The 21,810-nt window shown below is 72.7% G+C and carries 21 protein-coding genes and 1 tRNA gene; 17 read left to right on the top strand and 5 right to left on the bottom strand.

All coding sequences use genetic code 11. The annotated features are described in order from the left end of the window. The first annotated feature begins 20 nt into the window (after nt 1–20). The 4 genes from BKE38_RS09115 (at nt 21) to BKE38_RS09100 (ending at nt 4,598) form a co-directional block, all read left to right on the top strand. Nucleotides 21–1,397, top strand: coding sequence for a hypothetical protein (locus tag BKE38_RS09115; protein ID WP_207553534.1), 1,377 nt, complete (start codon nt 21–23; stop codon nt 1,395–1,397). A gap of 1 nt (nt 1,398) precedes the next feature. Then, nucleotides 1,399–1,473: transfer RNA gene (locus BKE38_RS09110), tRNA-Gln, on the top strand. Nucleotides 1,474–1,520: 47 nt separating this feature from the next. Next, nucleotides 1,521–2,795 carry a phosphoribosylamine--glycine ligase gene (gene purD / locus BKE38_RS09105; protein WP_076957006.1) on the top strand — a complete coding sequence of 425 codons (1,275 nt, stop codon included), beginning with the start codon at nt 1,521–1,523 and terminating at the stop codon, nt 2,793–2,795. Nucleotides 2,796–3,065: 270 nt separating this feature from the next. Then, on the top strand, nt 3,066–4,598 hold the full coding sequence (locus tag BKE38_RS09100; protein WP_076957005.1) for a putative bifunctional diguanylate cyclase/phosphodiesterase: 1,533 nt from the start codon (nt 3,066–3,068) through the stop codon (nt 4,596–4,598). Nucleotides 4,599–4,687: 89 nt separating this feature from the next. On the opposite strand, the gene BKE38_RS09095 is transcribed toward BKE38_RS09100, so the two are convergent. Continuing rightward, entirely contained in the window at nt 4,688–5,416 is a 729-nt protein-coding gene (locus tag BKE38_RS09095) for a biliverdin-producing heme oxygenase (protein ID WP_131829545.1), read from the bottom strand. A gap of 98 nt (nt 5,417–5,514) precedes the next feature. Here BKE38_RS09095 and BKE38_RS09090 point away from each other — a divergent pair, with 98 nt between their 5' ends. From BKE38_RS09090 to BKE38_RS09050, 9 genes are all read left to right on the top strand, one after another. Beyond that, entirely contained in the window at nt 5,515–6,492 is a 978-nt protein-coding gene (locus tag BKE38_RS09090) for a Bug family tripartite tricarboxylate transporter substrate binding protein (RefSeq protein ID WP_076957004.1), read from the top strand. A 135-nt stretch (nt 6,493–6,627) separates the two neighbouring features. After that, the gene (locus BKE38_RS09085) at nt 6,628–7,791 is read left to right on the top strand and encodes a patatin-like phospholipase family protein (RefSeq protein WP_083747405.1); all 1,164 of its coding nucleotides are present in this window, start codon (nt 6,628–6,630) and stop codon (nt 7,789–7,791) included. Nucleotides 7,792–7,803: 12 nt separating this feature from the next. Then, nucleotides 7,804–8,262 carry a YccF domain-containing protein gene (locus tag BKE38_RS09080; RefSeq protein WP_076957003.1) on the top strand — a complete coding sequence of 153 codons (459 nt, stop codon included), beginning with the start codon at nt 7,804–7,806 and terminating at the stop codon, nt 8,260–8,262. After that, nucleotides 8,250–9,530, top strand: coding sequence for a flavin monoamine oxidase family protein (locus BKE38_RS09075; RefSeq protein ID WP_076957002.1), 1,281 nt, complete (start codon nt 8,250–8,252; stop codon nt 9,528–9,530). Before BKE38_RS09080 ends, BKE38_RS09075 begins: the two co-directional genes overlap by 13 nt. A 73-nt stretch (nt 9,531–9,603) precedes the next feature. Then, complete coding sequence (locus tag BKE38_RS09070) at nt 9,604–10,713, top strand: ABC transporter permease (RefSeq protein ID WP_076957001.1); 1,110 nt, start codon at nt 9,604–9,606, stop codon at nt 10,711–10,713. Between the two features lie 2 nt (nt 10,714–10,715). Next, nucleotides 10,716–11,504: an ABC transporter ATP-binding protein gene (locus BKE38_RS09065; protein ID WP_076957000.1), complete on the top strand. Its 789-nt coding sequence runs from the start codon at nt 10,716–10,718 to the stop codon at nt 11,502–11,504. Beyond that, nucleotides 11,501–12,526: an MlaD family protein gene (locus BKE38_RS09060; RefSeq protein ID WP_076956999.1), complete on the top strand. Its 1,026-nt coding sequence runs from the start codon at nt 11,501–11,503 to the stop codon at nt 12,524–12,526. The genes BKE38_RS09065 and BKE38_RS09060 overlap by 4 nt, the downstream gene beginning before the upstream one ends. A 13-nt stretch (nt 12,527–12,539) precedes the next feature. Beyond that, entirely contained in the window at nt 12,540–13,148 is a 609-nt protein-coding gene (locus BKE38_RS09055) for an ABC-type transport auxiliary lipoprotein family protein (RefSeq protein WP_076956998.1), read from the top strand. Nucleotides 13,149–13,423: 275 nt separating this feature from the next. Then, a complete protein-coding gene (locus BKE38_RS09050) occupies nt 13,424–14,035 on the top strand; it encodes a hypothetical protein (RefSeq protein WP_076956997.1) in 612 nt (203 codons plus the stop codon). A gap of 84 nt (nt 14,036–14,119) precedes the next feature. Here BKE38_RS09050 and BKE38_RS09045 read toward each other — a convergent pair whose 3' ends face one another. Then, nucleotides 14,120–14,764 carry an OmpW/AlkL family protein gene (locus tag BKE38_RS09045; protein ID WP_076956996.1) on the bottom strand — a complete coding sequence of 215 codons (645 nt, stop codon included), beginning with the start codon at nt 14,762–14,764 and terminating at the stop codon, nt 14,120–14,122. A 142-nt stretch (nt 14,765–14,906) separates the two neighbouring features. Continuing rightward, nucleotides 14,907–15,899: a Bug family tripartite tricarboxylate transporter substrate binding protein gene (locus BKE38_RS09040; protein WP_076956995.1), complete on the bottom strand. Its 993-nt coding sequence runs from the start codon at nt 15,897–15,899 to the stop codon at nt 14,907–14,909. A gap of 168 nt (nt 15,900–16,067) precedes the next feature. Between BKE38_RS09040 and BKE38_RS09035 the strand changes: the two genes are divergently transcribed. The 4 genes from BKE38_RS09035 to BKE38_RS09020 all read left to right on the top strand — a co-directional run bounded on the left by BKE38_RS09035 (nt 16,068) and on the right by BKE38_RS09020 (nt 19,954). Continuing rightward, on the top strand, nt 16,068–17,738 hold the full coding sequence (locus tag BKE38_RS09035) for a formate--tetrahydrofolate ligase (protein ID WP_076956994.1): 1,671 nt from the start codon (nt 16,068–16,070) through the stop codon (nt 17,736–17,738). Beyond that, on the top strand, nt 17,735–18,907 hold the full coding sequence (locus tag BKE38_RS09030; RefSeq protein ID WP_076957015.1) for a methyltransferase domain-containing protein: 1,173 nt from the start codon (nt 17,735–17,737) through the stop codon (nt 18,905–18,907). Before BKE38_RS09035 ends, BKE38_RS09030 begins: the two co-directional genes overlap by 4 nt. Before the next feature lie 187 nt (nt 18,908–19,094). After that, nucleotides 19,095–19,580 carry a flagellar biosynthesis repressor FlbT gene (locus BKE38_RS09025; RefSeq protein WP_076956993.1) on the top strand — a complete coding sequence of 162 codons (486 nt, stop codon included), beginning with the start codon at nt 19,095–19,097 and terminating at the stop codon, nt 19,578–19,580. Between the two features lie 11 nt (nt 19,581–19,591). Then, nucleotides 19,592–19,954, top strand: a complete 363-nt coding sequence (locus BKE38_RS09020) for a flagellar biosynthesis regulator FlaF (protein ID WP_076956992.1) — start codon at nt 19,592–19,594, stop codon at nt 19,952–19,954. 46 nt (nt 19,955–20,000) lie between these two features. Here the strand turns inward: BKE38_RS09020 and BKE38_RS09015 are convergent, their stop codons facing one another. Then, nucleotides 20,001–21,029 (bottom strand): hypothetical protein, encoded by a 1,029-nt coding sequence (locus tag BKE38_RS09015; protein ID WP_076956991.1) that lies wholly within the window; start codon nt 21,027–21,029, stop codon nt 20,001–20,003. A 75-nt stretch (nt 21,030–21,104) separates the two neighbouring features. Next, nucleotides 21,105–21,659, bottom strand: coding sequence for an adenine phosphoribosyltransferase (locus BKE38_RS09010; RefSeq protein WP_076956990.1), 555 nt, complete (start codon nt 21,657–21,659; stop codon nt 21,105–21,107). Between the last annotated feature and the right edge of the window lie 151 nt (nt 21,660–21,810).

Genomic DNA, 21,810 nt, shown 5'->3' with positions numbered 1-21,810 from the left:
TGATGGCGCGGGCGTGACCGGTGGCCGCCTGGGCGGGGCGCGGCGCCACGGCTAGCCTGCCGCCCATGTCGGATGCCGAGATCCTGCGCGCGCTGCACGAGAACCTGACCCGCCGCTCGATGCCGGAGATGGTGGCGGGGCGGCTGGCCGGGCTGTCCGCCATCCAGGCCGTGCCGGCGCTGGCGGCGCAGCTGGCCGAGGTCGCCGGCAGCCGCCCGCGCTTCAGCTTCCTGCCGGATGACTTCTCGGAACCCGTCGCCCCCGCCCGGCAGATCGCCAAGGCGGCCGAGCTGTTCCCCGAGATCGAAGCGCTGCCCCCGACCGAGCGCGACCCCGCAGCCATCGAGGCCTATGTCGCCCGCCTCTCGGCCGCCATCGCCAAGGCGCCGCGGAAGAGCGACTTCCGGGGCGACCGGCTGGACCGCGTCGGGCGGCGGGCGGCGGGGCTGGAGCTCGGCGGCCATGCCTATACCAAGCGCTTCCGCTTCCTGGCCCGGCTGGAGGCGCATCTGGCGACCTATACCCGCGAGCGCCGGCACCGCGCCTTGCGGCTGCTGGGCAAGATCGGCCTGGTCGAGGGCATTTCCCACGATCGCTTCGCGGCCAACCCGGCCGCGGCCGCCTTCATGGCCTATTACGCGGCGCGCCGGGGCCTGCGCAGCACCTTCACCAGCGACTCCCAGACCCGTCCTTTCGACCAGCCCGCCGCCGCCCTGCTGCGCCTGGCCGAGGCCGACCCCGCCACCGACTGGGCCCTGGTCGCCCGCCTCCACCCCATGCCCGAGGTGCTGGCCCGGCTGACCCCCGACCAGCGCGGCGCCCTGCTGGCCGAATGGACCGCGGCGCTGGCCGGCCTGGCGGAAGAGCTGGAAAGCACCTGGCGCCGCAGCCGCTTTCAGCTGGACGACATGGTGGTCGGGCGGGGCGATGATTCCTCGACCTGGAACCTGCTGGCCCAGGCCTGGAACAGCGCCCGCGCCGCCTGGTTCTCCCTGCTCGAGGCCACCGGCCAGCAGGGGCTGCTGGAAGAATGCTGCCCCGGCAAGGTGATGCGGCTGATGGCGGCCGACGTCGCCGCCTGGCATCGGGCGGATGGCGGCGGGCTGCATCCCGACACTGCCGTCTGGCGCGCCCTGCCGCAGCCCTGGGCCGTGCTGCGCGGCGAGGCCGCCTGTCCCCGCAGCCTGGTCGAGGTCGCCTGCCGCGCCGCCGGCGCCGACCCCCAGGCCTCCGGCTGGGTCGCCGTCCGCCTGCCGCCGGAGCCGGTGCCCTTCACCCCCACCCCCGAACTTGTGCACGGCGTCGAGGTGGGGGCGCCCGGTCTCGCCTTGCTGCTGCGCAAGCGCGGCGTATTCTCCGGCAAGGCGTCCCGCGTGGCGCCCCCGCCTGCCCTCTGACGGATGGCGTAGCTCAGCGGTAGAGCGGCCGGCTCTGATCCCGGCTGGACGGAGGTTCGAGCCCTTCCGCCATCCACCCTTCCCATGCTAGCGGGCGCCGCGCGCAGCGAAGGGTATGCAGGCATGAAGGTTCTTCTGGTGGGCGGCGGCGGCCGCGAGCATGCCCTGGCCTGGGCGCTGACCGGCTCCGGCCTGCTGAGCAAGCTCTGGGTCGCCCCGGGCAATGCCGGCATTTCCGACATCGCCGACTGCGTGGCCATCGGCGCCGAGGATGTCCCGGCCCTCGTCGCCTTCGCCACAGCGCAGGCCGTGGACCTGGTGGTCGCCGGCCCCGAGGCGCCGCTGACGCTGGGCCTGGCGGATGCCTGCGCGGCGGCCGGGCTGCGCTGCTTCGGCCCCTCGGCTGCGGCGGCGCGGCTGGAAGGCAGCAAGACCTTCACCCGCGAGGTCACCTCGGCCGCCGGCGTCCCCGGCGCCGAATGGGCGCAGTTCACCGAGGCCGCGGCCGCCCGCGCCTATATCCGGCAGAAGGGCGCGCCGATCGTGGTCAAGGCCGACGGCCTGGCCGCCGGCAAGGGCGTCGTCGTCGCGGCCACGGTCGAGGAGGCCGAGCAGGCCGTCACCGAGATCATGGAAGACCGCGTCCATGGTGCGGCCGGCGCCTCGATCCTCATCGAGGAATGCCTGCTCGGCCAGGAGATTTCCTTCTTCGCCCTCTGCGACGGGGAGACGGCGCTGCCGATGGCGGCCGCCCAGGACCACAAGCGGGTCGGCGACGGCGATGTGGGCCCGAACACCGGCGGCATGGGCGCCTATTCGCCGCCGCCCGCCTTCACCCCCGCCCTCGAGGCCGAGGTGATGGACAGCATCATCCGCCCGACATTGAAAGAGATGGCGAAGCGCGGCACGCCGTTCCGCGGGGTCCTGTTCGCCGGGCTGATGCTGACCGAAGCCGGGCCGAAGCTGATCGAATACAACGTCCGCTTCGGCGACCCGGAATGCCAGGTGCTGATGCTGCGGCTGCAATCCGACCTGCTGGCGGCGCTGCTGGCCGCCTGCGACGGCGAGCTCGACCGCTTCACCCTGCGCTGGTCGGCCGAGGCCGCCATGGTCGTCGTCATGGCCGCCCGCGGCTATCCTGGCGCCTATGCCAAGGGCAGCGTCATCGAGGGGCTGGAGCAGGCGGCGCAGGTCCCCGGCGCGCAGCTCTTCCACGCCGGCACGGCGCGCAACGAGCAGGGCGACCTGGTCGCCCAGGGCGGCCGGGTGCTGGGCGTCGCCGCCAGCGGCGCGACGCTGGCCGCCGCCCGCGATGCCGCCTATGCCGCGGTCGACGCGGTGCGCTGGCCGGAGGGCTTCTGCCGGCGCGACATCGGCTGGCGCGCCCTCGGCCACTGAGCCCCGGCCACGCAGCCGCACTCGGCCGGGGGCAGGCGATGGCCGGGGGTTGATTGAATCCCGCCGGCTCTTAACCCCCATTTCACCGCACCCGGCGAGGATGGCATAGTCACGCCATGCCGCCGGGGCCAGAAGGCCAGCCGTCAGCGGGCGCTCGCCGGCGGAGACCCCGCCCGGGGGCAGCCCGATGCGGAAGGCGGGCAGGACGCAGGGGCCGAGGATATGCCGCAACGGGACCCGCAACGGGAGAAGGCGCCGTCCGGGAAGACGGTGGGGATCCTGCGTCACCGCGCCGTGGCGGATGCCCTGGTGCTGCTGGCCGTCGCCGTCCTGCTCTCCACCGTCGCCATCAGCTACGACGCCTTCGACAGCATCCACGCCTATTCGCACGAGCATGACGCGGCGCAGATCGACGAGATCTTCGTCATCCTGATCGTCGCCGGCTGGTGCAGCTTCGTCTATGCCATCCGCCGCCTGTTGGACGTGCTGCGCGAGCAGCGCGAGCGGCTGCGCGCCGAGGGCGACGCCAGCTGGCTGGCGGTGCACGACCCGCTGACCCGCCTGCCCAACCGCCGCGGGCTGGAGCAGCGGCTGGAACGCCCCAGCCCGATCGTCGGCGGCGTGCTCTATATCGATCTCGACGGCTTCCGCGCCATCAACGAGCTGCATGGCCATGCGCTCGGCGACGCGCTGCTGGCCGAGGTCGCGCTGCGGCTGCGCCAGCTCTTCCCCAGCGCCTGGCTGGGCCATCCCGGCGGCGACGAGTTCGTCGTGGTCTTCGAGGGCGTCGCCCTGCCGGTGATGCAGCAGCATGCGGCGCGGGCGCTGCGCAACCTGACCCGTCCGGCCCGGCTGCAGGGCCAGCGGGTCGAGGTCGGCGTCAGCCTGGGCCTCGCCGCCCTGCCGCAGCATGGCGAGACGCTGCGCGCCGTCTTCGCCTGTGCCGAGGCCGCCATGCAGGCCGCCAAGCAGGAGAGCCGCAACGGGCTGCGCGTCTTCGAGGCCTCGATGCGCGAGCGCCAGGCCAGCCGCGCCTGGATCGAGCTGGCGCTGCGCGAGGCGGTGCAGAACGAGGTGATCGCGCCGCGCTACCAGCCGCAGGTCGACCTGAAGACCGGCCACCTGGCCGGCTTCGAGGCGCTGGCCCGCTGGCGCGCCGAGGACGGCAAGATGGTGCCGCCCGACATCTTCATCGCGACGGCCGAGCGGCTCGGCCTGATCGACCGGCTGAGCGAGCAGCTGCTGAAGCGCGCCTGCCGCGACGCCGCGCTGTGGCCGGCGCCGCTGCGCCTGGCCTTCAACCTGTCGCCGCTGCAGCTGTCCGACCCGCGGCTGGCCGAGCGCATCATCGCCATCATCCACGAGGCGGGCCTGGCGCCGGAGCGGCTGGAGGTGGAGATCACCGAAGGCGCGCTGATCCGCGAGGCGGCGGTGGCGCAGGACACGCTGGACATGCTGCGCGCCGCTGGCGTGCGCGTGGCGCTGGACGATTTCGGCACCGGCTATGCCAGCCTGTCGCAGCTCGCCCGCTTCAGCTTCGACATGATCAAGATCGACCGCTCCTTCATCCGCCGCATGGTGGCCGAGGAGAAGCAGCTGAAGATCGTCAAGTCGATCCTGGGCCTCGGCCAGGGCCTGGGCATCGAGATCACCGCCGAGGGCGTCGAGGAGGCCGAGCAGGCCGAGCTGCTGCGCAGCCTGGGCTGCCATATCGGCCAGGGCTATCTCTTCGGCGCCGCCATCACCCCGGAAGAAGCCGCGACCCTGGCCAGCCGCAAGGGCGAGGTCGTGCTCGCAGCCTGAAGCGGGCAGCCTGAAGCGGGCAGTCTAAAGCGGGCAGTCTAAAGCGGGCAGCCTGAGTGGGTGGCCGGAAGCGGGCGGCCTCAGGGGCGTCAGGCTTCCGTCCGCAGCGCCGCCAGGAAGGTCTCGAAGGCCGTCCGGGCCCCGGCTTCCGCGGCAGGCCAGCGCGCCTGGTCGGGCAGGGCGGCTTCCAGCCCGGCCAGGAAGCCTGGCCAGCCGCCGGCCTCGGCCCCCGGCTGATGCGCCAGATAGGCAGCGGGCGCCGTTTCCGGCAGGCCGCGCCGCAGCATGGCATTGCCCAGCCGCGATCCCTCCAGCACATAGGCGGCGCCCAGCGCCTCGGCCTCCGCATCGGCGCCGGGCAGCGTCGCCGGCAGCGGCGCCGGGGCTGGCTCGCCCAGGGCGGCCAAGTCGGCCTGCAGGGCCGGCAGCCGGCGGCGCTCCTGCCAGCGCAGCCAGGCGGCATCGCCCAGCGCCGCGCCGATCGCCGCCTCCAGCCCCGGCAGGGCCCGGGCATGGGCGCGCAGGAAGGCGGCATGGCCGGCAGGGGCGCCGAGGTCATGCGCGCTGCCCAGCGCATCGGCTTCGGCATGCAGCGGGCCGGTGGCGGCGCGCAGCCGCCAGCGCAGCCCCATCTTGCGCGGATCGGCCTGGCGCGTCCCGGCCTGCGGCGCATCGGGCTGGTGCGTGGCAGGGTCCGGGGCAGTCGCAGGCGGCGGATCGGTGGTCATGCGGCGTCGGTCATCCGGGTCGGGCGTGGCGGGCAGGGCGCCCGGAACATGGCGCTGCGCATCCCGCCGCACCAGAGCGGCGAAACGCACGGCTGGCCGGCTTCGGCCCCATGGCCTTGCGCCGTCACCCCGCCGCTGCGCTATGCTCCCCCCAGGTCCGGCCACAAGAGCCGGCTGTTGGAGGACGAATGACAGGAAAGACGACGCGCCGCAGGGCGCTGGCCATCGGTGCTGCGCTGGCCACGGCGAGCCTGGCCCGCCCGGCCCTGGCCCAGGGCAACTTCCCCGCCCGGCCGATCCGCATGCTGGTGCCCTGGGGCGCCGGCGGCACCACCGATGTGCAGATGCGGGCCTTCGGCGAGGTCGCCTCGCGCAAGCTGGGCCAGCCGGTGGTGGTGGAGAACCGCGCCGGCGCCGGCGGCATCCTCGGGCCGCAGGCGCTGCTGAACGAGAAGCCGGACGGCTACATCATCTCGCAGATGCCGATCAGCGTCTTCCGCTATCCGCATATGGCCGCCAAGCCGCCCTTCGACCCGGCCAAGGACTTCACCTGGATCAGCCACCTCACCGGCTATCTCTTCGGGGTCGTGGTGCGGGCCGACGCCCCCTGGAAGACCTTCCAGGAATTCCTGGCCGACGCGAAGAAGAACCGGGGAAAGATCACCTACGGCTCGCCCGGGGTAGGGACCTCGCTGCACATCACCATGGAGCAGATCGCCGGGCAGCAGGGCATCGAATGGGTCCACGTCCCCTTCCGCGGCTATGCCGAGAATGCGACGGCGCTGCTCGGCGGCCAGATCGACGCCCTGGCCGACAGCTCCGGCTGGTCGGAGATGGTGCGCGACGGGCGGCTGCGGCTGCTGGTCACCTGGGGCCCGACCCGGGCCAAGCGCTTCCCCGACACGCCGACCCTGAAGGATCTGGGCATCGATCTGGTCTCCACCTCGCCCTATGGGCTGGCGGGGCCGAAGGGCATGGACCCGGCCGTGGTGCGCGTGCTCGACGCCGCCTTCCGCGAGGCGGTGAACGATCCGCAGCATGTCGCCGTGCTCGACCGCTACGACATGCCGGTGCTCTACATGAACCCGGACGAATACGCCGCCTTCGCCCTGAAGACCAACGAGGAGGAGCGGGCGATGATCCAGAAGCTGGGCCTCAAGCTGTAGCGCGCGATCGCCCGGGGCGGCTTCGCCGGACGGCGCGGTTCCCCGGCTCAGGCAACAATCCGCCGCGGCGTTGCAGCATGGCCGCCGCGGCACCATCCTCCTGGGCGGTCATCGCCGCCCAGGAGCCTCCCCGCCATGGATATCCAGCAGCCCGAGCGCCCGGATCAGGGGGAAGACGCATGGCGGCCCGAAGGCTGCCGGCGGGTGGCGCTGGTGCTGCAGGGGGGCGGGGCGCTCGGCGCCTACCAGGCCGGGGTCTATGAGGCGCTGCACGAGGCCGGCATCGCGCTGGACTGGATCGCCGGCGTCTCGATCGGCGCCATCAACGGCGCGCTGATCGCCGGCAACCCGCCGGAGCGCCGCATCGCCGCCCTGCGCGCCTTCTGGGAGAAGATCACCGACAACCGGGTGGAGGACCAGTTCTGGGGCCCGCTGCCCGATGGCGACTGGTTCCGGCAATGGCGGCACGAGGCCTCGGCGGCGCTGACCATGCTGCAGGGCCAGCCCGGCTTCTTCACCCCGCAGGTGCCCAATCCCTGGTTCTCCGCCCCCGGCGCCAGGACGGCGACCAGCCTCTACGATTCGTCTCCCCTCAAGGCGACGCTGGAAGAGCTGGTCGATTTCGATCTGCTGAACGACCGGCGCATGCGCTTCGCCGTCGGCGCGGTGAATGTCGGCAGCGGCAACTTCGCCTATTTCGACAGCGGCCGGATGAAGCTGACGGTGGCGCATGTCATGGCCTCGGGCGCGCTGCCCCCGGCGCTGCCCATGGTGCCGGTGGGGACCGACCATTACTGGGATGGCGGGCTGGTCTCCAACACGCCGCTGCAGCACCTGCTGGAGCATCTGGAAAGCCGCAACACGCTCGCCTTCCAGGTCGACCTGTTCAGCGCCCGCGGCGCCGTGCCGCGCTCCATGCCGGCCGTCATGGCCCGGGAGAAGGACATCCGCTACAGCAGCCGCACCCGCGCGGTCACCGATTTCCACCGCCGCATCCGCGACCTGGAGGTCGAGCTGCAGCGCGCCCTGGACCAGATCCCGCAGGACCGGCTCGACGCCCGCCAGCGCGAGCTGAAGCAGCGGCTGGAGCGGCTGCCGGAGGTGGTGATCCTGCAGCTGATCTACCGCCAGCAGGCGCATGAGGGGCAGGCGAAGGATTACGAATTCTCGGCGAGCACCATGCGCGCGCATTGGGCGAGCGGGCTGGCCGACACGCGCGCCACGCTGGAGCGCGGCCACTGGCTGGCCATGCCGCCGCCCGGCAGCGGCATCCAGGTCCACGACGTCCACCGCCCCTGAAAGCCCGAAAACATGGCCTTCCTGCTGAACCTGCTGTGGAACTTCCCCGGCTTCGGCTTCATCCCGGCACTGATGTGGCTCTTCGCCTCGGTGCTGATGGCGCTGACCATCATCGGCCTGCCCTGGGCCCGCGCCTGCCTGATGCTCGCCGGCTACAGCTTTTTGCCATTCGGCCAGACGCTTGTCTCTCGTGAGGAGCTGACGGGCAGGGGGTCGCTGGGCACCGGGCCGCTGGGGATGCTGGCCAATGTCATCTGGTTCTTCCTGGCCGGCATCTGGCTCTGCGCCACGCATCTGGTGCTGGCGGCGGGCTGCGCCATCACCATCATCGGCCTGCCCTTCGCCTGGGCGCATCTGAAGCTGGCCGCGGCCTCGCTGGCCCCGGTCGGCAAGCGGGTCGTCCCCGGCGAGGTCGCCGACGCCATGGCGCTGCGCCGCGGCGGCGACAGGCTGGACCGGTGGCGCCGGTGACCGCCGAGGTCGATCTCCTGGTCATCGGCGCCGGCGCCGCGGGCATCGCCGCCGCTCGGACCGCACAGGCCGCCGGCCGCAGCCTGCTGGTTCTGGAGGCGCGCGACCGGGTCGGCGGGCGGGCCTGGACCGATGCCACGACGCTGGGCGCGCCCTTCGACCTGGGTGCCACCTGGCTGCACGAGGCCGGGGCCAATCCGCTCACCCCGCTCGCGCTCGGCGCCGCCCCCTTCGATCATGACACGGTGCGCAGCCATCGCTGCTTCATCGGCGACCGCCCGGCGACGGCCGCGGAAATGGCCGACTACGACGCCACCTACGGCCGCTTCCACGGGCATCTGGCGGCGCGGCGGGCCCCCGGCCGCTCGGCCGGGGAGGCGGCGCCGCAGGGCGGGCCCTGGGACGCCACCGTCGCCCATTGGGAGGGCGAGGTGATCTGCGCCGCCCCGCTCGGCGCCATGGACCTGGACGACTTTCTGGACACCCAGCTCTCGGGGCCGAATCTGCTGCTGCCCGGGGGGCTGGGGCCGCTGCTGGAGAGCCTCGCCGCCGCGCTGCCCATCCGCTTCGGCGCAGTCGTGGAAAGGGTCGACTGGTCCGCGCCGCGCATCGCCGTGGAAGGAAGCTTCGGCAGGGTGACCGCCGGCGCCCTGGTGGTCACCATCCCGACCAGCCTGCTGGCCGGCGAGGCGATCCGCTTCGACCCGCCCTTGCCGGCGGACATCTTGCAGGCCGCGCATGACCTGCCGCTCGGCCTGCTGTCCAAGATCGGGCTGAAGGCGGCCGGCCCCGACCGTCTCGATCTGCCCGATTTCGGCGGCCTGGAGCGCCAGGTGGCCGATCCTGCCGACCCCGCGATGAGCTTCGTCGCCTGGCCCTTCGGCCAGGACCACGTCATGGGCTTCCTGGGCGGGGAGGCCGCCTCGGCCTTGTCGGGGCAGGGGACCGCCGCCTTCCACGCCCATGCCCTGGCCGAGCTGCGCCGCGCCTTCGGTCGCCGCGCGGAACAGGCGATCCGCACCGATGTGGCGGCGATGCATGACTGGGGCGCCGATCCCTTCGCCCGCGGCGCCTATTCGCATGCCCGGCCGGGGCGGGCTGCGGCCCGGGTCACGCTGGCGACGCCGCTCGAGCAGGGGCGGCTGTGCTTCGCCGGCGAGGCCTGCCATCCGCGCTATGCCGCCACCCTGGCCGGCGCCTGGGACAGCGGCCGCCAGGCGGCGCAGGCCGCCATCGCTGCAACAGAGCGTGTCGGCAGCCGCCTTTGATGCCCAAGGTTTCATGACGCGAGGCTGACGAGGGGTTAACGCCGCCCGGCCGCTGCCTTATTTCATCCCCTGCATGAGCGACACGGCAGACCAGGCAGCGGCCCCGGCGGGCTTCGACCGCGCGGGCGATATCCTGCTGCTGCGCGGCGCCCTGACCACGCGCGCGGCCGGCCGGCTGTGGCAGCCGGTGCTGCGCGCGGCGGCCGGCGCGCGCCGGCTCGACCTGTCGGACCTGACCGCGCTGGACAGCACCGGCGCCGCCCTGGTGCTGGAATGCGCCAGCGCCTGCACGGAAACCGAGATCCAGGGCGCCAGCCCCCCCGTCGCCGCCGTGCTGGACCGCGCCCGCAAGGCGCTGGCCGCGCCCAGGCCGCCCAAGCCCCCGCCGCGCCTGCCCTTCATCGCCGCGGTTGGTGCCTGGGGCGTCGGGCGACTGAAGGACATGCGCGCCGCCGCCGGCTTCCTGGGCGAGACGGCGGTGATGACCGCCGCCACCCTGCCGCGGCCGGGGCGGCTGCGCTGGGCCGACCTGCTGCGCCACCTGGACGAGGCCGGCTTCCGCGCCTTCCCGCTGACCCTGCTGCTGGGCACGCTGATCGGCGTCATCCTGGCCTTCCAGTCCTCGATCCCGATGCGGCAATACGGGGCCGAGATCTACATCCCCTCCCTGGTCGGCATCTCCCTCATCCGCGAGCTCGGGCCGCTGATCGCCGCGGTGATCCTGGCCGGCCGCACCGGCAGCGCCTTCGCCGCCGAGCTCGGCACCATGACGGTGAACGAGGAGGTGGATGCGCTGCGCATCATGGGCGTCGACCCGATGGTCATGCTGGTGCTGCCGCGGCTGCTGGCGGCGATGCTGGTCATGCCGGTGCTGGCGCTGATGATGAACCTGGCGGGCCTGGTCGGCATGGGCGGCGTGATGAGCGCGCTGGGCTACCCGCCGCCGCTGGTGCTGAACCAGCTGGCGCAATGGCTGACGCTGGGCTCGCTGCTGGGGGGGCTCGGCAAGTCGGTGGTCTTCGGCATGGTGATCGCCGGCATCGGCTGCCGCGCCGGGCTGCAGGCCGGGCGCGGCCCGCGTGCCGTGGGCGACGCCGCCACCCAGGCGGTGGTCGGCGGCATCGTCGCGACCGTGGTGCTGGACGGGCTCTTCGCCATTCTTTTCTATCGGCTGGGCTGGTGAGCATGGAGGCTTTCCAGGACATCCAGCGCCGCCAGGTCGCCGACCCCGTGGTCACCGCCGAGGGCGTGGCCATGGCCTTCGGCTCCAACGCCCTGTTTCGCGATGTCTCCTTCAGTGTGGCCCGCGGAGAAGTCTTCGTCATCCTGGGCGGCTCCGGCTGCGGCAAGTCCACATTGCTGAAGCTGCTGATCGGGCTGTACCGGCCGACCGCCGGAAAGATCGGCATCCTCGGCCAGCCGCTGATGGAGACCGAGGGCGCAGCACGGCGGGAACTGCTGACCCGGCTGGGCGTCATGTGGCAGTCGGGCGCGCTCTTCGGCTCGATGACCCTGCTGGAGAACGTCATGCTGCCGCTGGAGGCGCATACCGCCCTGCCGCGCGCCGCGCGCGAGCAGGTGGCGCGCGTCAAGCTCGGCCTGGTCGGGCTGTCGGACGCCGCCAACCGGCTGCCGGCGGAAATCTCCGGCGGCATGGCCAAGCGCGCCGGCATCGCCCGCGCCATGGCGCTCGACCCGCCCTTGCTGTTCCTCGACGAGCCCTCGGCGGGTCTGGATCCGATCACCTCGGCCGGGCTGGACCAGCTGATCAAGGAGCTGGCCCGCGACCTCGGCACCACCTTCGTGGTGGTGACGCATGAGCTGCAATCGATCCTGGCGATCGGCGACCGCTGCATCATGCTCGACAAGGCCGCCCGCGGCATGATTGCCGAGGGCGATCCGCGCGCTTTGCGCGACCACGCGACGCATCCCACGGTGCGCGCCTTCTTCCGCCGGGAGGCGCCCGCCGCATGACCAGCTCCACCAGCCTCTATGTCCGCGTCGGCGCCCTGATCCTGGTGGGCCTCGCCTTGGCCCTGGGCTTCGTCCTGTTCCTGACCGGCGGAAGGCTGACCCGCTCCACCCTGGTCTTCGAGACCTATCTGCAGGAAAGCGTCATCGGCCTGGAGGTCGGCGCGCCGGTGCGCTACCGCGGCGTGCAGATCGGCCAGGTCAGCCAGATCGGCCTGGTCAACGCCGAATACCCGCCCTCCAGCCGCAACCAGGCGATGGAGGCCTTCCAGCTCGTCCTGGTCCGGCTGGCGCTGGACCCGCAGAAGGCCACCATCGACACGCCGGAGCGGGCCGAGGCCTCGGTGCGGCGGGGCCTGCGGGCGCGGCTGTCCAGCCAGGGCATCACCGGCGTCGCCTATATCGAGCTCGACTTCGTCAGCCCGACCCGCTTCCCGGCGCGGGAGGACCTGCCCTGGCAATCGACCTATCCGGTGATCCCGGCCATGCCGTCGACCGTCGCCCAGGTGCAGAACGCCGCCGAGGCCATCCTGGCGCGCATCCAGAACGCTCCGCTGGAAGAGCTGATGGGCGACATCACCGAGATCGTCGCCCTGGTGAAGAGCCAGCTGCAGAACGGCGACGCCGCCAGGATCCTGGCCGAGGCCTCGGCCACCATGTCCAGCCTGCGCCACACGGCCGAGGGCACCGACCTGCCCGGGCTGGTCGCCGACCTGCGCGGCACGGTGACCGACCTGCGCAACCTGGTGGGCGGCCCCGAGGCGCGCGCCACCCTGGCCAATGTCGGCGGCGCGGCGGAGGAGATGCGGCGCAGCCTGGCCCGCCTGCCGCAGGCCATCACCGCGCTGGAGCAGACTCTGCGGACGGCCCGCAACACGACCCAGGACGCCAATGCCGACCTGGCGCCCTTGCTGCGCGACCTGCGCGCGGTCGCCGGCAATCTGCGCGACACCACCGAGGCGCTGCGCCGCGCGCCCGGCCAGGCGATCTTCGGCGCGCCGCCGCCGGCGCCCAACTACCGCTGAGGAGGAGGCTTCCATGCATCGCCGTCTCGCCCTGCTGGCCCTGCCGGCGCTGGCCGCCTGCAGCGTCCTGCCCGACCGCCCCTATGTCGAGGTGCGCCGCTTCCCGCTGACCCCGCTGCGCGACCCGGCCGCGCCGATGCCGGCCCGCAGCGGCCGCCGCCGCGTGCTGCTGGTGCGGCTGATGCGCTCGGCCCCCGGGCAGGACAGCCGCGGCCTGCGCAGCCTGCGCGCCGACGGCACCGAGTCCGTCGACTTCTACGCCGAATGGAGCGCCCCGCCGGCCGAGCTTGCCGAGGAGGCGCTGCGCCGCTGGCTCTCCGCCGGCGGGCTGTTCGGCGCGGTGGTCTCGCCGGGGACGCGGGCGCGCGCCGACCTGGTGCTGGAGACCGAGCTGACCGCGCTGCTGGCCGATCTGGGTGCCGGCCAGGCGCGCGCCGGCCTCTCGGCCGTGCTGCTGCGGGAAGGCGAGGGGGGCACCACCCTGCTGACCCAGCTGGCGGTCACCGGCACGGCGCCGATCCCGGCCGGCCCGCGCGGCCCCGAAGTGCTGGCAGCGGCCATGACCGAGGCCTTTGCCGGCGCGCTGGGCGCCCTCGAACGCGGCCTCGCCCCTTTCACCTGACCCCTTCCGGGTCTTCGCCAAAAAATTTCGCGGGGTCTTCCGGGCTGCCGAAGGGCAGCGCCGACGGCCTGGGCTTGGCATTTTTCCGCTGCATCCCTCTGTAAATCGGAAGTTTCCGGTGCGGTGACCTCACGCGGGTGTGCTGCACACTTCCGCGAAAATCCCTGACTTACCGCTTCGTCTGCTCACGAACGCGTGTGCCGGTTTAACCCGATGCTTACCCTTTGCCGGGTAATTCTCGCCTCGTGAGACAAGCCGAGGGTCTGGATCAAAACATGCGACAGTCCGCCACCACCGCCGATAGCTGGAACGAAGTCTGGGACGCCTACGAGGCGCGCAGCCATATCGCCGTCGTCCCCGAGTCGCATGACGAGCCCGCCACCGCGGCCGGCCGCTGCGCCCCCCGTCGCTGGTCGCGGGTTTTCGCAGCCGTCATGGCGCTCCCGGTGCTGGGCGCCCTGCTGCTGGCCGGTCCGGCCCGTCCTCTCGCCGCCTTCGCCGGCCTGGTGCTGAACCACGCCCCGCTCGAGCTGCTGGCCCAGCTGCCGCTCGAGCCCGGCGTCCAGGTCGCTGCCCCCGCAGCCAGCCACGCCGCGCCGCAGGGCGGCAGCGCCTCCCGCTACATGGCGATGCTGGCGGAGGAGCTCTCCGCCGGCTGGCAGGATCCCGAGGCCCTGAAGCGCGTCGTCGAGGCCCGCCAGACCCCGGCCCCGCTGCTGCGCGACGCGACCGTGGTGCCGCTGGACCGCCTGCGCCAGATGCAGATCACCGGCCTGCACAGCGCCCGGCTGGAGCTCGCCCCGCGCGAGGGCGCCGGCAGCCTGGGCCTGGACCTGGCCTGGCGCGACGGCGCCTGGCGCGTCGTCCGCATGGCCTGGTCCAGCTGAAAACCACCGCCTGCCCCTGGCGTCTCACAGCTGAAAAGAAGCCCCGGCCATTTTGGCCGGGGCTTTTTCACATCCAGGACCAGGTCAGAAGCGGTAGCGGACCGCCGCCCCCACGATCCAGGGATCGAGGTCCGCCCGCGCCCCGATGGCGCCGCCGTTGACGGAAACATCCGGCCGCAGGAACAGCTTCTTGACGTCGAAGTTGATGCCCCAGCGCGGCGTCACCTCGTAATCGACGCCGACATTCAGCGCCCAGCCCCAGCTGTTCTCCACATCGACCTTGGCCACCGGCGGCGTCCGCCCGCCGCCCTCGCCATAGAACAGCGTGTAGTTGATGCCGGCGCCCACGTAAGGGCTGACCCGCGACTGCGGCAGCGGATGGTACTGCAGGGTCAGCGTCGGCGGCAGCGCCCAGACCCGGCCCAGATCCACATCCCCCAGCGCCGAGCCGCGCACCGACACGTCATGCCGCGTCGTCGCCGCGATCAGGTTCAGCGCGATGGTCGGCGTGACGAAATAGGTGACGTCCAGCTGCGGGGTCACGCTGTTCGAGGCGTCCGGCTTGCCGCCGATCGCATCCACCCGCCCGCCGCTCTGCGGCAGCACGCCGATGGCGCCGAACCCCACCACGATGTCGCCCGCCTGCTTGCCACGCAGCGGCTCCTGCGCCATCGCCGGCGCCGTCATCATCGCCAGGACCGCCACGGCGCCACAAACCGTCTTCTTCACGACTGCAAACCTTCCTTTCAAGGTGAGAGGAGGGGTAGCGCCGGCAAAAAGAAGACGCCTTGATCTGCATCATTCGAAAGCAAGGCCGGGGAAGGAATTCCCCGGACCCCATCTTTTTTCTATTTCACAAGAAGCGAATACATCACTCGGGCTTGATGCCGGCCACCTGGATCACCTGGCGCCAGCGCGCGATCTCCGCCTGCTGGAACTGCGAATAGGCCTCGGGCGTGCTGGCCACGATGGTGAAGCCGATCTGCTCCAGCCGCGGCTTCACATCCGGATGCTGCAAGGCCTCGGCCACCGCGGCATGGATCCGGGTCCGCAGCGCCGCCGGCATGTTGCCCGGCGCCATCACCGCCTGCCAGCTGGTCACCACGAAATCCGACAGCCCGGCCTCGGCCGAGGTCGGCACCGACGGCAGGATCGGATGCCGCTGCGCATCCGTCACCATCAGCGCCTTCAGCCGCCCCGACTGGATATGCGCGGCCACCGTGCCGAGATTCTGGAACGACATCTGCACATTGCCGGCGATCAGGTCGGTCGCCGCCGCCGCACCCCCGCGATAGGGGACATGCGCCACGTCCACGCCCACCCGCTGCTTGAACAGCTCCGCCGTCATTTGGTCGGAGGAGCCGACGCCGCTGGTCGAATAGCTGGTCTTGCCCGGATTGGCCTTCAGCCAGGCGATCAGCCCGGCGACATCCGACACCGGCACCCGCTCGGCATTGACCACCAGCACGTTGGGCGTCGTCACCGCCAGGCTGATCGGCGAGAAGTCCTTGACCGGGTCGTAGCCCAGGTCGGGGCGCAGCGCGGCATTGATGGCATAGACGCCGATCGAGCCGACCATCAGCGTCTGCCCGTCCGGCTCGGCCCGCGCCAGCACCCGGCCGGCGATCTCGCCATTGGCTCCGGCGCGGTTCTCGGCCACCACCGTCTGGCCGATGGTCTGGCTCATCCGGGTCGAGATCGCCCGCGCCACGATGTCGCTCGGGCCGCCGGCGACGAAGGGCACCAGCATGGTGACGGGGCGCGAGGGCCATGTGGCGGGCTGGGCCAGGGCGCGCCGGGCACCCGGGATCGCACCCGGAAGCAGGGCGAGCGCGGCGGCGCCCAGCAGGGGACGACGGTTCATCGGACTTTTCTCCCGGAGTTTTTTAGTTGTCCGACAACATGACATGACGTCGAGGACAGTTTCAATCGGCGGCTGCGTCCCCGCTGGCCCTGTCTTGCCGCTCCCGCCCCCGTCTTGCCGCTCCTCCCGGAGGACGATAAGCCGGGCGGCGACCAACAGGGTGAGACCATGGCGACCGACCTCGACATCGCGCGCGCGGCCAAGCTGCTACCGATCCAGGAGATCGCCTCCCGCGCCGGGATCCCGGCCGAGGCGCTCGAGCCCTATGGCCGCTACAAGGCCAAGATCGGCCTCGACTTCCTGCGCGCGCAGGAGGGCAACAGGCAGGGCGCGCTCGTCCTGGTCACCGGCATCAACCCGACCGCCGCCGGCGAGGGCAAGACGACGACCACCGTCGGCCTCGGCGATGCGCTGAACCGCATCGGCACCCGGGCCATGATCGCGCTGCGCGAGCCCTCGCTCGGCCCCTGCTTCGGGGTCAAGGGCGGGGCGACCGGCGGCGGCTATGCCCAGGTCCTGCCGATGGAGGAGATCAACCTCCACTTCACCGGCGACTTCCACGCCATCACCGCCGCCAACAACCTGCTGGCCGCGATGATCGACAACCACATCTACTGGGGAAACGAACTCGGCATCGACGCGCGCCGCATCAGCTGGCGCCGCGCCATCGACATGAACGACCGCGCCCTGCGCAGCATCAACGCGGCGCTGGGCGGCGTCCCCAACGGCTTCCCGCGCGAGGACGGCTTCGACATCAGCGTCGCCTCGGAAGTGATGGCGGTGTTCTGCCTGTCCAAGGACCTGGCCGACCTGCAGGACCGCCTGGGCCGCATCATCGTGGCGCAGTCGCGCGACGGCCGCAGCATCACCGCCCGCGACCTGAAGGCCGACGGCGCCATGGCCGCCCTGCTGCGCGACGCGCTTTCTCCGAATTTGGTGCAGACGCTCGAGGGCTCGCCGGCCCTGGTGCATGGCGGGCCTTTCGCCAACATCGCGCATGGCTGCAACAGCGTCATGGCCACGCGGCTGGCGCTGCAGCTGGCCGATGTCGTCGTCACCGAGGCCGGCTTCGGCGCCGATCTGGGCGCGGAGAAGTTCCTCGACATCAAGTGCCGCTCGGCGGGCCTGGCGCCGTCGGCCTGCGTGGTGGTGGCGACCGTCCGCGCCCTGAAGCTGCATGGCGGCGTCGCCAAGTCGGCGCTCGGCACCGAGGATGTCGCCGCCGTCACCCGCGGCATCGCCAACCTGGCCCGCCACGTGCAGAACATGCAGAAGTTCGGCCTGCCGGTGGTGGTGGCGCTGAACAAGTTCACCACCGACACCGATGCGGAAGTCGCCGCCGTGCGCGCCGCCATGGCGAAGCTGGGGACGGAAGCCATCCTCTGCACCCACTGGGCCGATGGCGCGGCCGGCGCGGAAGAGCTCGCCCATGCGGTGAAGCGCATCATCGCCGAGGGCCGCGCGAAGTTCGAGCCGCTCTACAACGACCACCTGTCGCTGACCGGCAAGATCGAGACCGTGGCGCGCGAGATCTACCACGCCGCCGGTGTCTCGATTCCCCCGCCCGTCGCCGCAAAGTTGAAGAAATTCGAGGAAGCCGGCTTCGGCCATGTCCCCGTCTGCATCGCCAAGACGCAGTATTCCTTCAGCGCCGACCCGACGCTGATGGGCGCGCCCGAAGGCCATATCCTGCCGCTGCGCGAGGTGCGCCTCTCGGCCGGCGCCGGCTTCGTCGTCGCCATCGCCGGCGACGTCATGACCATGCCCGGCCTGCCGCGCCGCCCGGCCGCCGAAGCCATCGGCCTCGACGCCGCGGGCCGCATCGAGGGCCTGTTCTGACCCTGCTGCGGCAGGCAAGCGCGCTGCACGCCGCCGGCGACCTGCCGGCGGCCGAGGCGCTCTACGTCCGCATCCTGGCCCAGCACCCCGACGAGCCCAACGCGCTGAACCTGCTCGGCACCCTCAAGCGCCAGCAGGGTCTTTTTTCCAACGCCGTCCCGTTGGTCCGGCGGGCCCTCGCGCTGCGGCCGGGGGCGCCGGTCTTCCAGGCCTCGCTCGGCGCGCTGCTGGCCGAGACCGGCGCGCTGGAGGAGGCGGTCGTCCTGCTCCGCCAGGCGACCGCGCAACGGCCGGAGGATGCCCTGAGCCTGCGCAACCTCGGCCAGGCGCTCTGCGGGCTGGGGCAGGCGCGCGCGGCGCTGTCGCCCTTGCGCCGCGCGGTGAAGCTGCGCCCGGATGCCGCGGCGCAGCTGGCCCTCGCCCATGCCTGCCGCGAGGCCGGCGCGCGGCCCGAAGCCCGCGCCGCCGCCGAGGCCGCCGCCCGCGACCCGGACTTTGCCGAGCAGGCCGGCTTCCTGCTGGCCGCCCTCGGCGCCGCGGCGACGCCGGACCGGGCGCCGGCGGCTTATGTGCGCGACCTCTTCGACCAGTATGCGCCGCGCTTCGAGGCGGACCTCACCGGAAAGCTCGGCTACCGCACGCCCGAGGCGCTGGCCGGGCTGCTGCGCGAGACCGGGATCGCCGAGGACCGCAGCCTCGATGTCCTCGACCTCGGCTGCGGCACCGGCCTGTCGGGGCGGGCGCTCGCCCCTTTCGCGCGGCGGCTGGAGGGGCTGGACCTGTCGCCGCGCATGCTGGAGGCGGCGCGGGCGGCCGGCGGCTACGATGCGCTGCACGAGGCCGACCTGCTCGACTTCCTGCCCGCCCATCCGGCGCGCTTCGATCTGGTGGCCGCCGCTGACGTGCTGAACTATCTGGGCGCGCTGGACGGGGCGCTCGCCGCCATGGTCCGCGCGCTGAGGCCCGGCGGCATCGCGGCCTTCAGCCTGGAGCTGGGGGAGGCCGCACCCTTCGCCCTGGGCGAGGGCCTGCGCTACCGCCACGCGCCGGCCGCCATCGCCGGTCTCTGCGCCGCCGCGGGCCTGGCGCCGCTGGCGGAGCGCCGCACGGTGCTGCGCGAGGAGCGTGGCGCGCCGGTCGAGGGGCTGCTGCTGCTGCTGCGCCGCTGAGAGCCTAATGCGTTGCGCGGAATGTAATTTTTTGTCGCGTCCGCGGCTCTCATTTATGTGTTGTTAAAGAAAAACACCCCAGATTGACCAGGCCAGCGCGGGATCTGGAGCCGGAAGAAAGGCTTCGGACCGGAGTTTCGGCGAAGCTCTTCGTTGGGGCGACCGGGTTTCCGAAGGATGCAAGACGGTGTCGACACTGGTGCTGGAATTGCGGCAGGGGGACCTGCTGGTGGTCAACGGGGCGCCACTGCGCTTCCGCAACCGCGCGCGCATCGAGCTGACCAGCCGGGCCCGCTTCCTCTTCGGCAAGCAGATCATGACGCCGGAGCTGGCCACCACCCCGGCCCGCCGGATCTATTTCGCCATCCAGACCGCCTATATCGGCAATGAGGAAGAGCGCGAGCGCGGCCTCGAACTGGCCCGCGACCTGATCGCCGAGTTCCAGGAGGTCACCACCTCCGCCCTGGTCCGCGAGGCGCTGGATTCGGCGCTGACCCTGGCCGAGCAGGACGAATGCTACCAGGCGCTGAAGCTGGTCCGCCGTGTCATGCAGCACGAGGACGCCGTGCTGCGCAGCGCCGGCGCCCTGCCCGAGGCGGCCGCGCCTGAGGTGGGCGGCGCCGACGCAGCCGCCGCGGTGCCATCCTCCAGCGCCTCCGGCGCGGTGGCCTGAGGACCGTCGCGATGCCGATGCGTGGCAGCCTGGCCATCCTGGACGACATGGTGGCGGCGCCCGGCCAGGGCAGCGCCGACTTTTCCGCCCGCGCCGCCGAGGCCGCGGCCTTCGCTGCCCTGGCCGATGAGTTGCGCCTGCTGCGCGACGGCCATCACCCGGACCCCGAGGCCGCGCTGGAGCGCGCCGGCGCCCTGTGGCGCGCCGTGCTGCTGGCCTGCGGCGCCGAGGGCTCGCTGCCCGAGAGCCTGCGCCAGGGCGTCGCCCGGCTGGCGCTGGCCATGCTGGTCGAGCTGGACCAGCCGGAGCCGGATCTGCGGCTGATGCTCGGCATCGCCGAGACGTTGCAGGCCGGGCTGACCGACCTGCACTGAGGCTGGCGCGCCGGTCGTGCGCCATCGGCGCGCGACAGCTGGAAAGTCAGCTGGGGCGCCAGGCGAGGCGGCGGAGCAGCCATTCGCGATAGGCAAGGACCGCATCCGGTGCCGGGCAGAGCGCCGCCATGATCGCCCGCGCCTCGGCGCCGACCAGGGCCGGGGAGGCGGAGCCCTCGGCCGGCTGGCTCTTCTCCTCCTCCTCCTGCCAGCGCAGCGCGGCGCGGCGCCAGGCGGCGACCGAATCGGCCGGCGTCAACCCGGGCAGCATCAGCGCCGCGCGCAGCCGCAGCGCCGCGAAGCCGGCCTGGGCGGCGGCCAGCGCCGCCGGGCGGGCCGCGGCGCTGCTGGCCGCCAGCAGCTCGGGGTGGTCGCGGCGGGCCGGGGTGTCCAGCTCCAGCCAGGGTGTCAGGCCATATTGCCGCGAGCGGGTCTGCGGCGTCGGATCGGCCATGACCAGGGCATCGGCCTCGCCGCGGCCGATGGCGGCGGCCGCGGCGGCGCCCGACAGGCCGAAGACCGGCACGGCCGGGAAGCCCAGCAGGTCGAGCGCCAGCAGCGCCGCGGCCTCCGGCGAGTCCGGCCCGGCGAGCGCCAGCCGCAGCGGCTGCGCGGCGCGCGGCGGCACGAAGACGCCGCGCCCTGCCAGCACCGCGCCCTGCCAGCCGACGCAGAGCGGCAGCCAGGATTCCGGGTCGTATTGCGCGCGGCTCTCGCCGACCAGCCGGGCATGCGCGGCAAGGCCCGGCAGCACCAGCAGGGTGCGGCCGTCGCCGGCCTCCAGCGTGGCGAAGCGGTTGGCGGCGGTGACCCCGTCCGGCCCGCCCAGGATGGTGGTGCGCAGCGCGACCGCATGCGGCAGGCCGCGCACCAGCCCGGCGGCCAGGCCGCGCGCCCAGAGCGCCGCGGCGCCGTTCTCCGGGCCGGGCAGCAGCAGCGTGGCGCTGTCCGGCAGCGGCGGAGCTGCCGCGAAGGCCGGATTGGCAAAGGCAGGCGCTTGCGCCGGCGCGGCGCGGGACAGCCCCAGGCTGGCCAGCGCGCCGAGCGCCAGGGCGCGGCGGGGGAGCGGCATCATGCCGCCCTCATGGCAGGCGGCCGCGGCGGGAAAATGGCAGCGCGCGCCCGCTTCATGCTCCCCGTCCCATGCCCCTCAGTCGTCGTAGGCGACAAGGGTTTCGACCGGCGCGTCGATGCGGGCGCGGCCGTTCAGGAAGGTCAGCTCGATCAGGGTGGCGACCATCGGCACCTCGGCGCCGCCGCGGCGCAGCAGCTCGACGCCGGCGGCCATGGTGCCGCCGGTGGCCAGCAGGTCGTCCAGCAGCACGACGCGGTCGCCGGGCTTCACCGCATCGGCCTGCATCTCGATCCGGTCGGTGCCGTATTCGAGGTCGTAGTCATAGCCGATGGTGGCGCCCGGCAGCTTGCGCGGCTTGCGCAGCATGATGAAGCCCAGGCCGAGCTCCAGCGCCATCGGCGCGGCCATCAGGAAGCCGCGGCTCTCGATGCCGGCCAGCAGGGTCGGCCGGGCCGGGCGGATGCGCTCGGCCAGCAGGTCCATCGCCGCCTTCCAGGCCGGGCCGTGCCGCAGCAGGGTGGAGATGTCGTAGAACAGGATGCCCGGCTTCGGGAAATCCGGGATGCCGCGGATATGCGCCTTCAGGTCGAAGGCGGCGTCAGCGACGGGAGCGGGGGTCTGGCCGGGCATCGTGGTCTTTCGGTCAGGTCGGGCAGGGCGGTCCGAGGGGCGGTCCCAGAGGGCTTTCCCAGAGGACTGTCCCAGATGGGTGTCCCAGAGGGCTGTCCAGAGGACGGTCCCTGCGGCCGGGCGCGCGGTCGGGCCGGCGCCAGCCTGGGGG

This window comes from Teichococcus deserti (assembly GCF_001982615.1).
GTDB classification, from domain to species: Bacteria; Pseudomonadota; Alphaproteobacteria; order Acetobacterales; family Acetobacteraceae; genus Pseudoroseomonas; species Pseudoroseomonas deserti.
Note: the sequence above shows the minus strand (reverse complement) of the source record. Positions and strands in the feature narration are given on the sequence as shown.

Excerpts from the sequence above, each read along its gene's own strand:
- purD (WP_076957006.1), top strand. The coding sequence starts at position 1,521 with ATGAAGGTTCTTCTGGTGGGCGGCGGCGGCCGCGAGCATGCCCTGGCC.
- BKE38_RS09090 (WP_076957004.1), top strand. The coding sequence starts at position 5,515 with ATGACAGGAAAGACGACGCGCCGCAGGGCGCTGGCCATCGGTGCTGCG.
- BKE38_RS09085 (WP_083747405.1), top strand. The coding sequence starts at position 6,628 with ATGGATATCCAGCAGCCCGAGCGCCCGGATCAGGGGGAAGACGCATGG.
- BKE38_RS09080 (WP_076957003.1), top strand. The coding sequence starts at position 7,804 with ATGGCCTTCCTGCTGAACCTGCTGTGGAACTTCCCCGGCTTCGGCTTC.
- BKE38_RS09070 (WP_076957001.1), top strand. The coding sequence starts at position 9,604 with ATGAGCGACACGGCAGACCAGGCAGCGGCCCCGGCGGGCTTCGACCGC.
- BKE38_RS09065 (WP_076957000.1), top strand. The coding sequence starts at position 10,716 with ATGGAGGCTTTCCAGGACATCCAGCGCCGCCAGGTCGCCGACCCCGTG.
- BKE38_RS09060 (WP_076956999.1), top strand. The coding sequence starts at position 11,501 with ATGACCAGCTCCACCAGCCTCTATGTCCGCGTCGGCGCCCTGATCCTG.
- BKE38_RS09055 (WP_076956998.1), top strand. The coding sequence starts at position 12,540 with ATGCATCGCCGTCTCGCCCTGCTGGCCCTGCCGGCGCTGGCCGCCTGC.
- BKE38_RS09050 (WP_076956997.1), top strand. The coding sequence starts at position 13,424 with ATGCGACAGTCCGCCACCACCGCCGATAGCTGGAACGAAGTCTGGGAC.
- BKE38_RS09040 (WP_076956995.1), bottom strand. The coding sequence starts at position 15,899 with ATGAACCGTCGTCCCCTGCTGGGCGCCGCCGCGCTCGCCCTGCTTCCG.
- BKE38_RS09035 (WP_076956994.1), top strand. The coding sequence starts at position 16,068 with ATGGCGACCGACCTCGACATCGCGCGCGCGGCCAAGCTGCTACCGATC.
- BKE38_RS09020 (WP_076956992.1), top strand. The coding sequence starts at position 19,592 with ATGCCGATGCGTGGCAGCCTGGCCATCCTGGACGACATGGTGGCGGCG.
- BKE38_RS09015 (WP_076956991.1), bottom strand. The coding sequence starts at position 21,029 with ATGATGCCGCTCCCCCGCCGCGCCCTGGCGCTCGGCGCGCTGGCCAGC.
- BKE38_RS09010 (WP_076956990.1), bottom strand. The coding sequence starts at position 21,659 with ATGCCCGGCCAGACCCCCGCTCCCGTCGCTGACGCCGCCTTCGACCTG.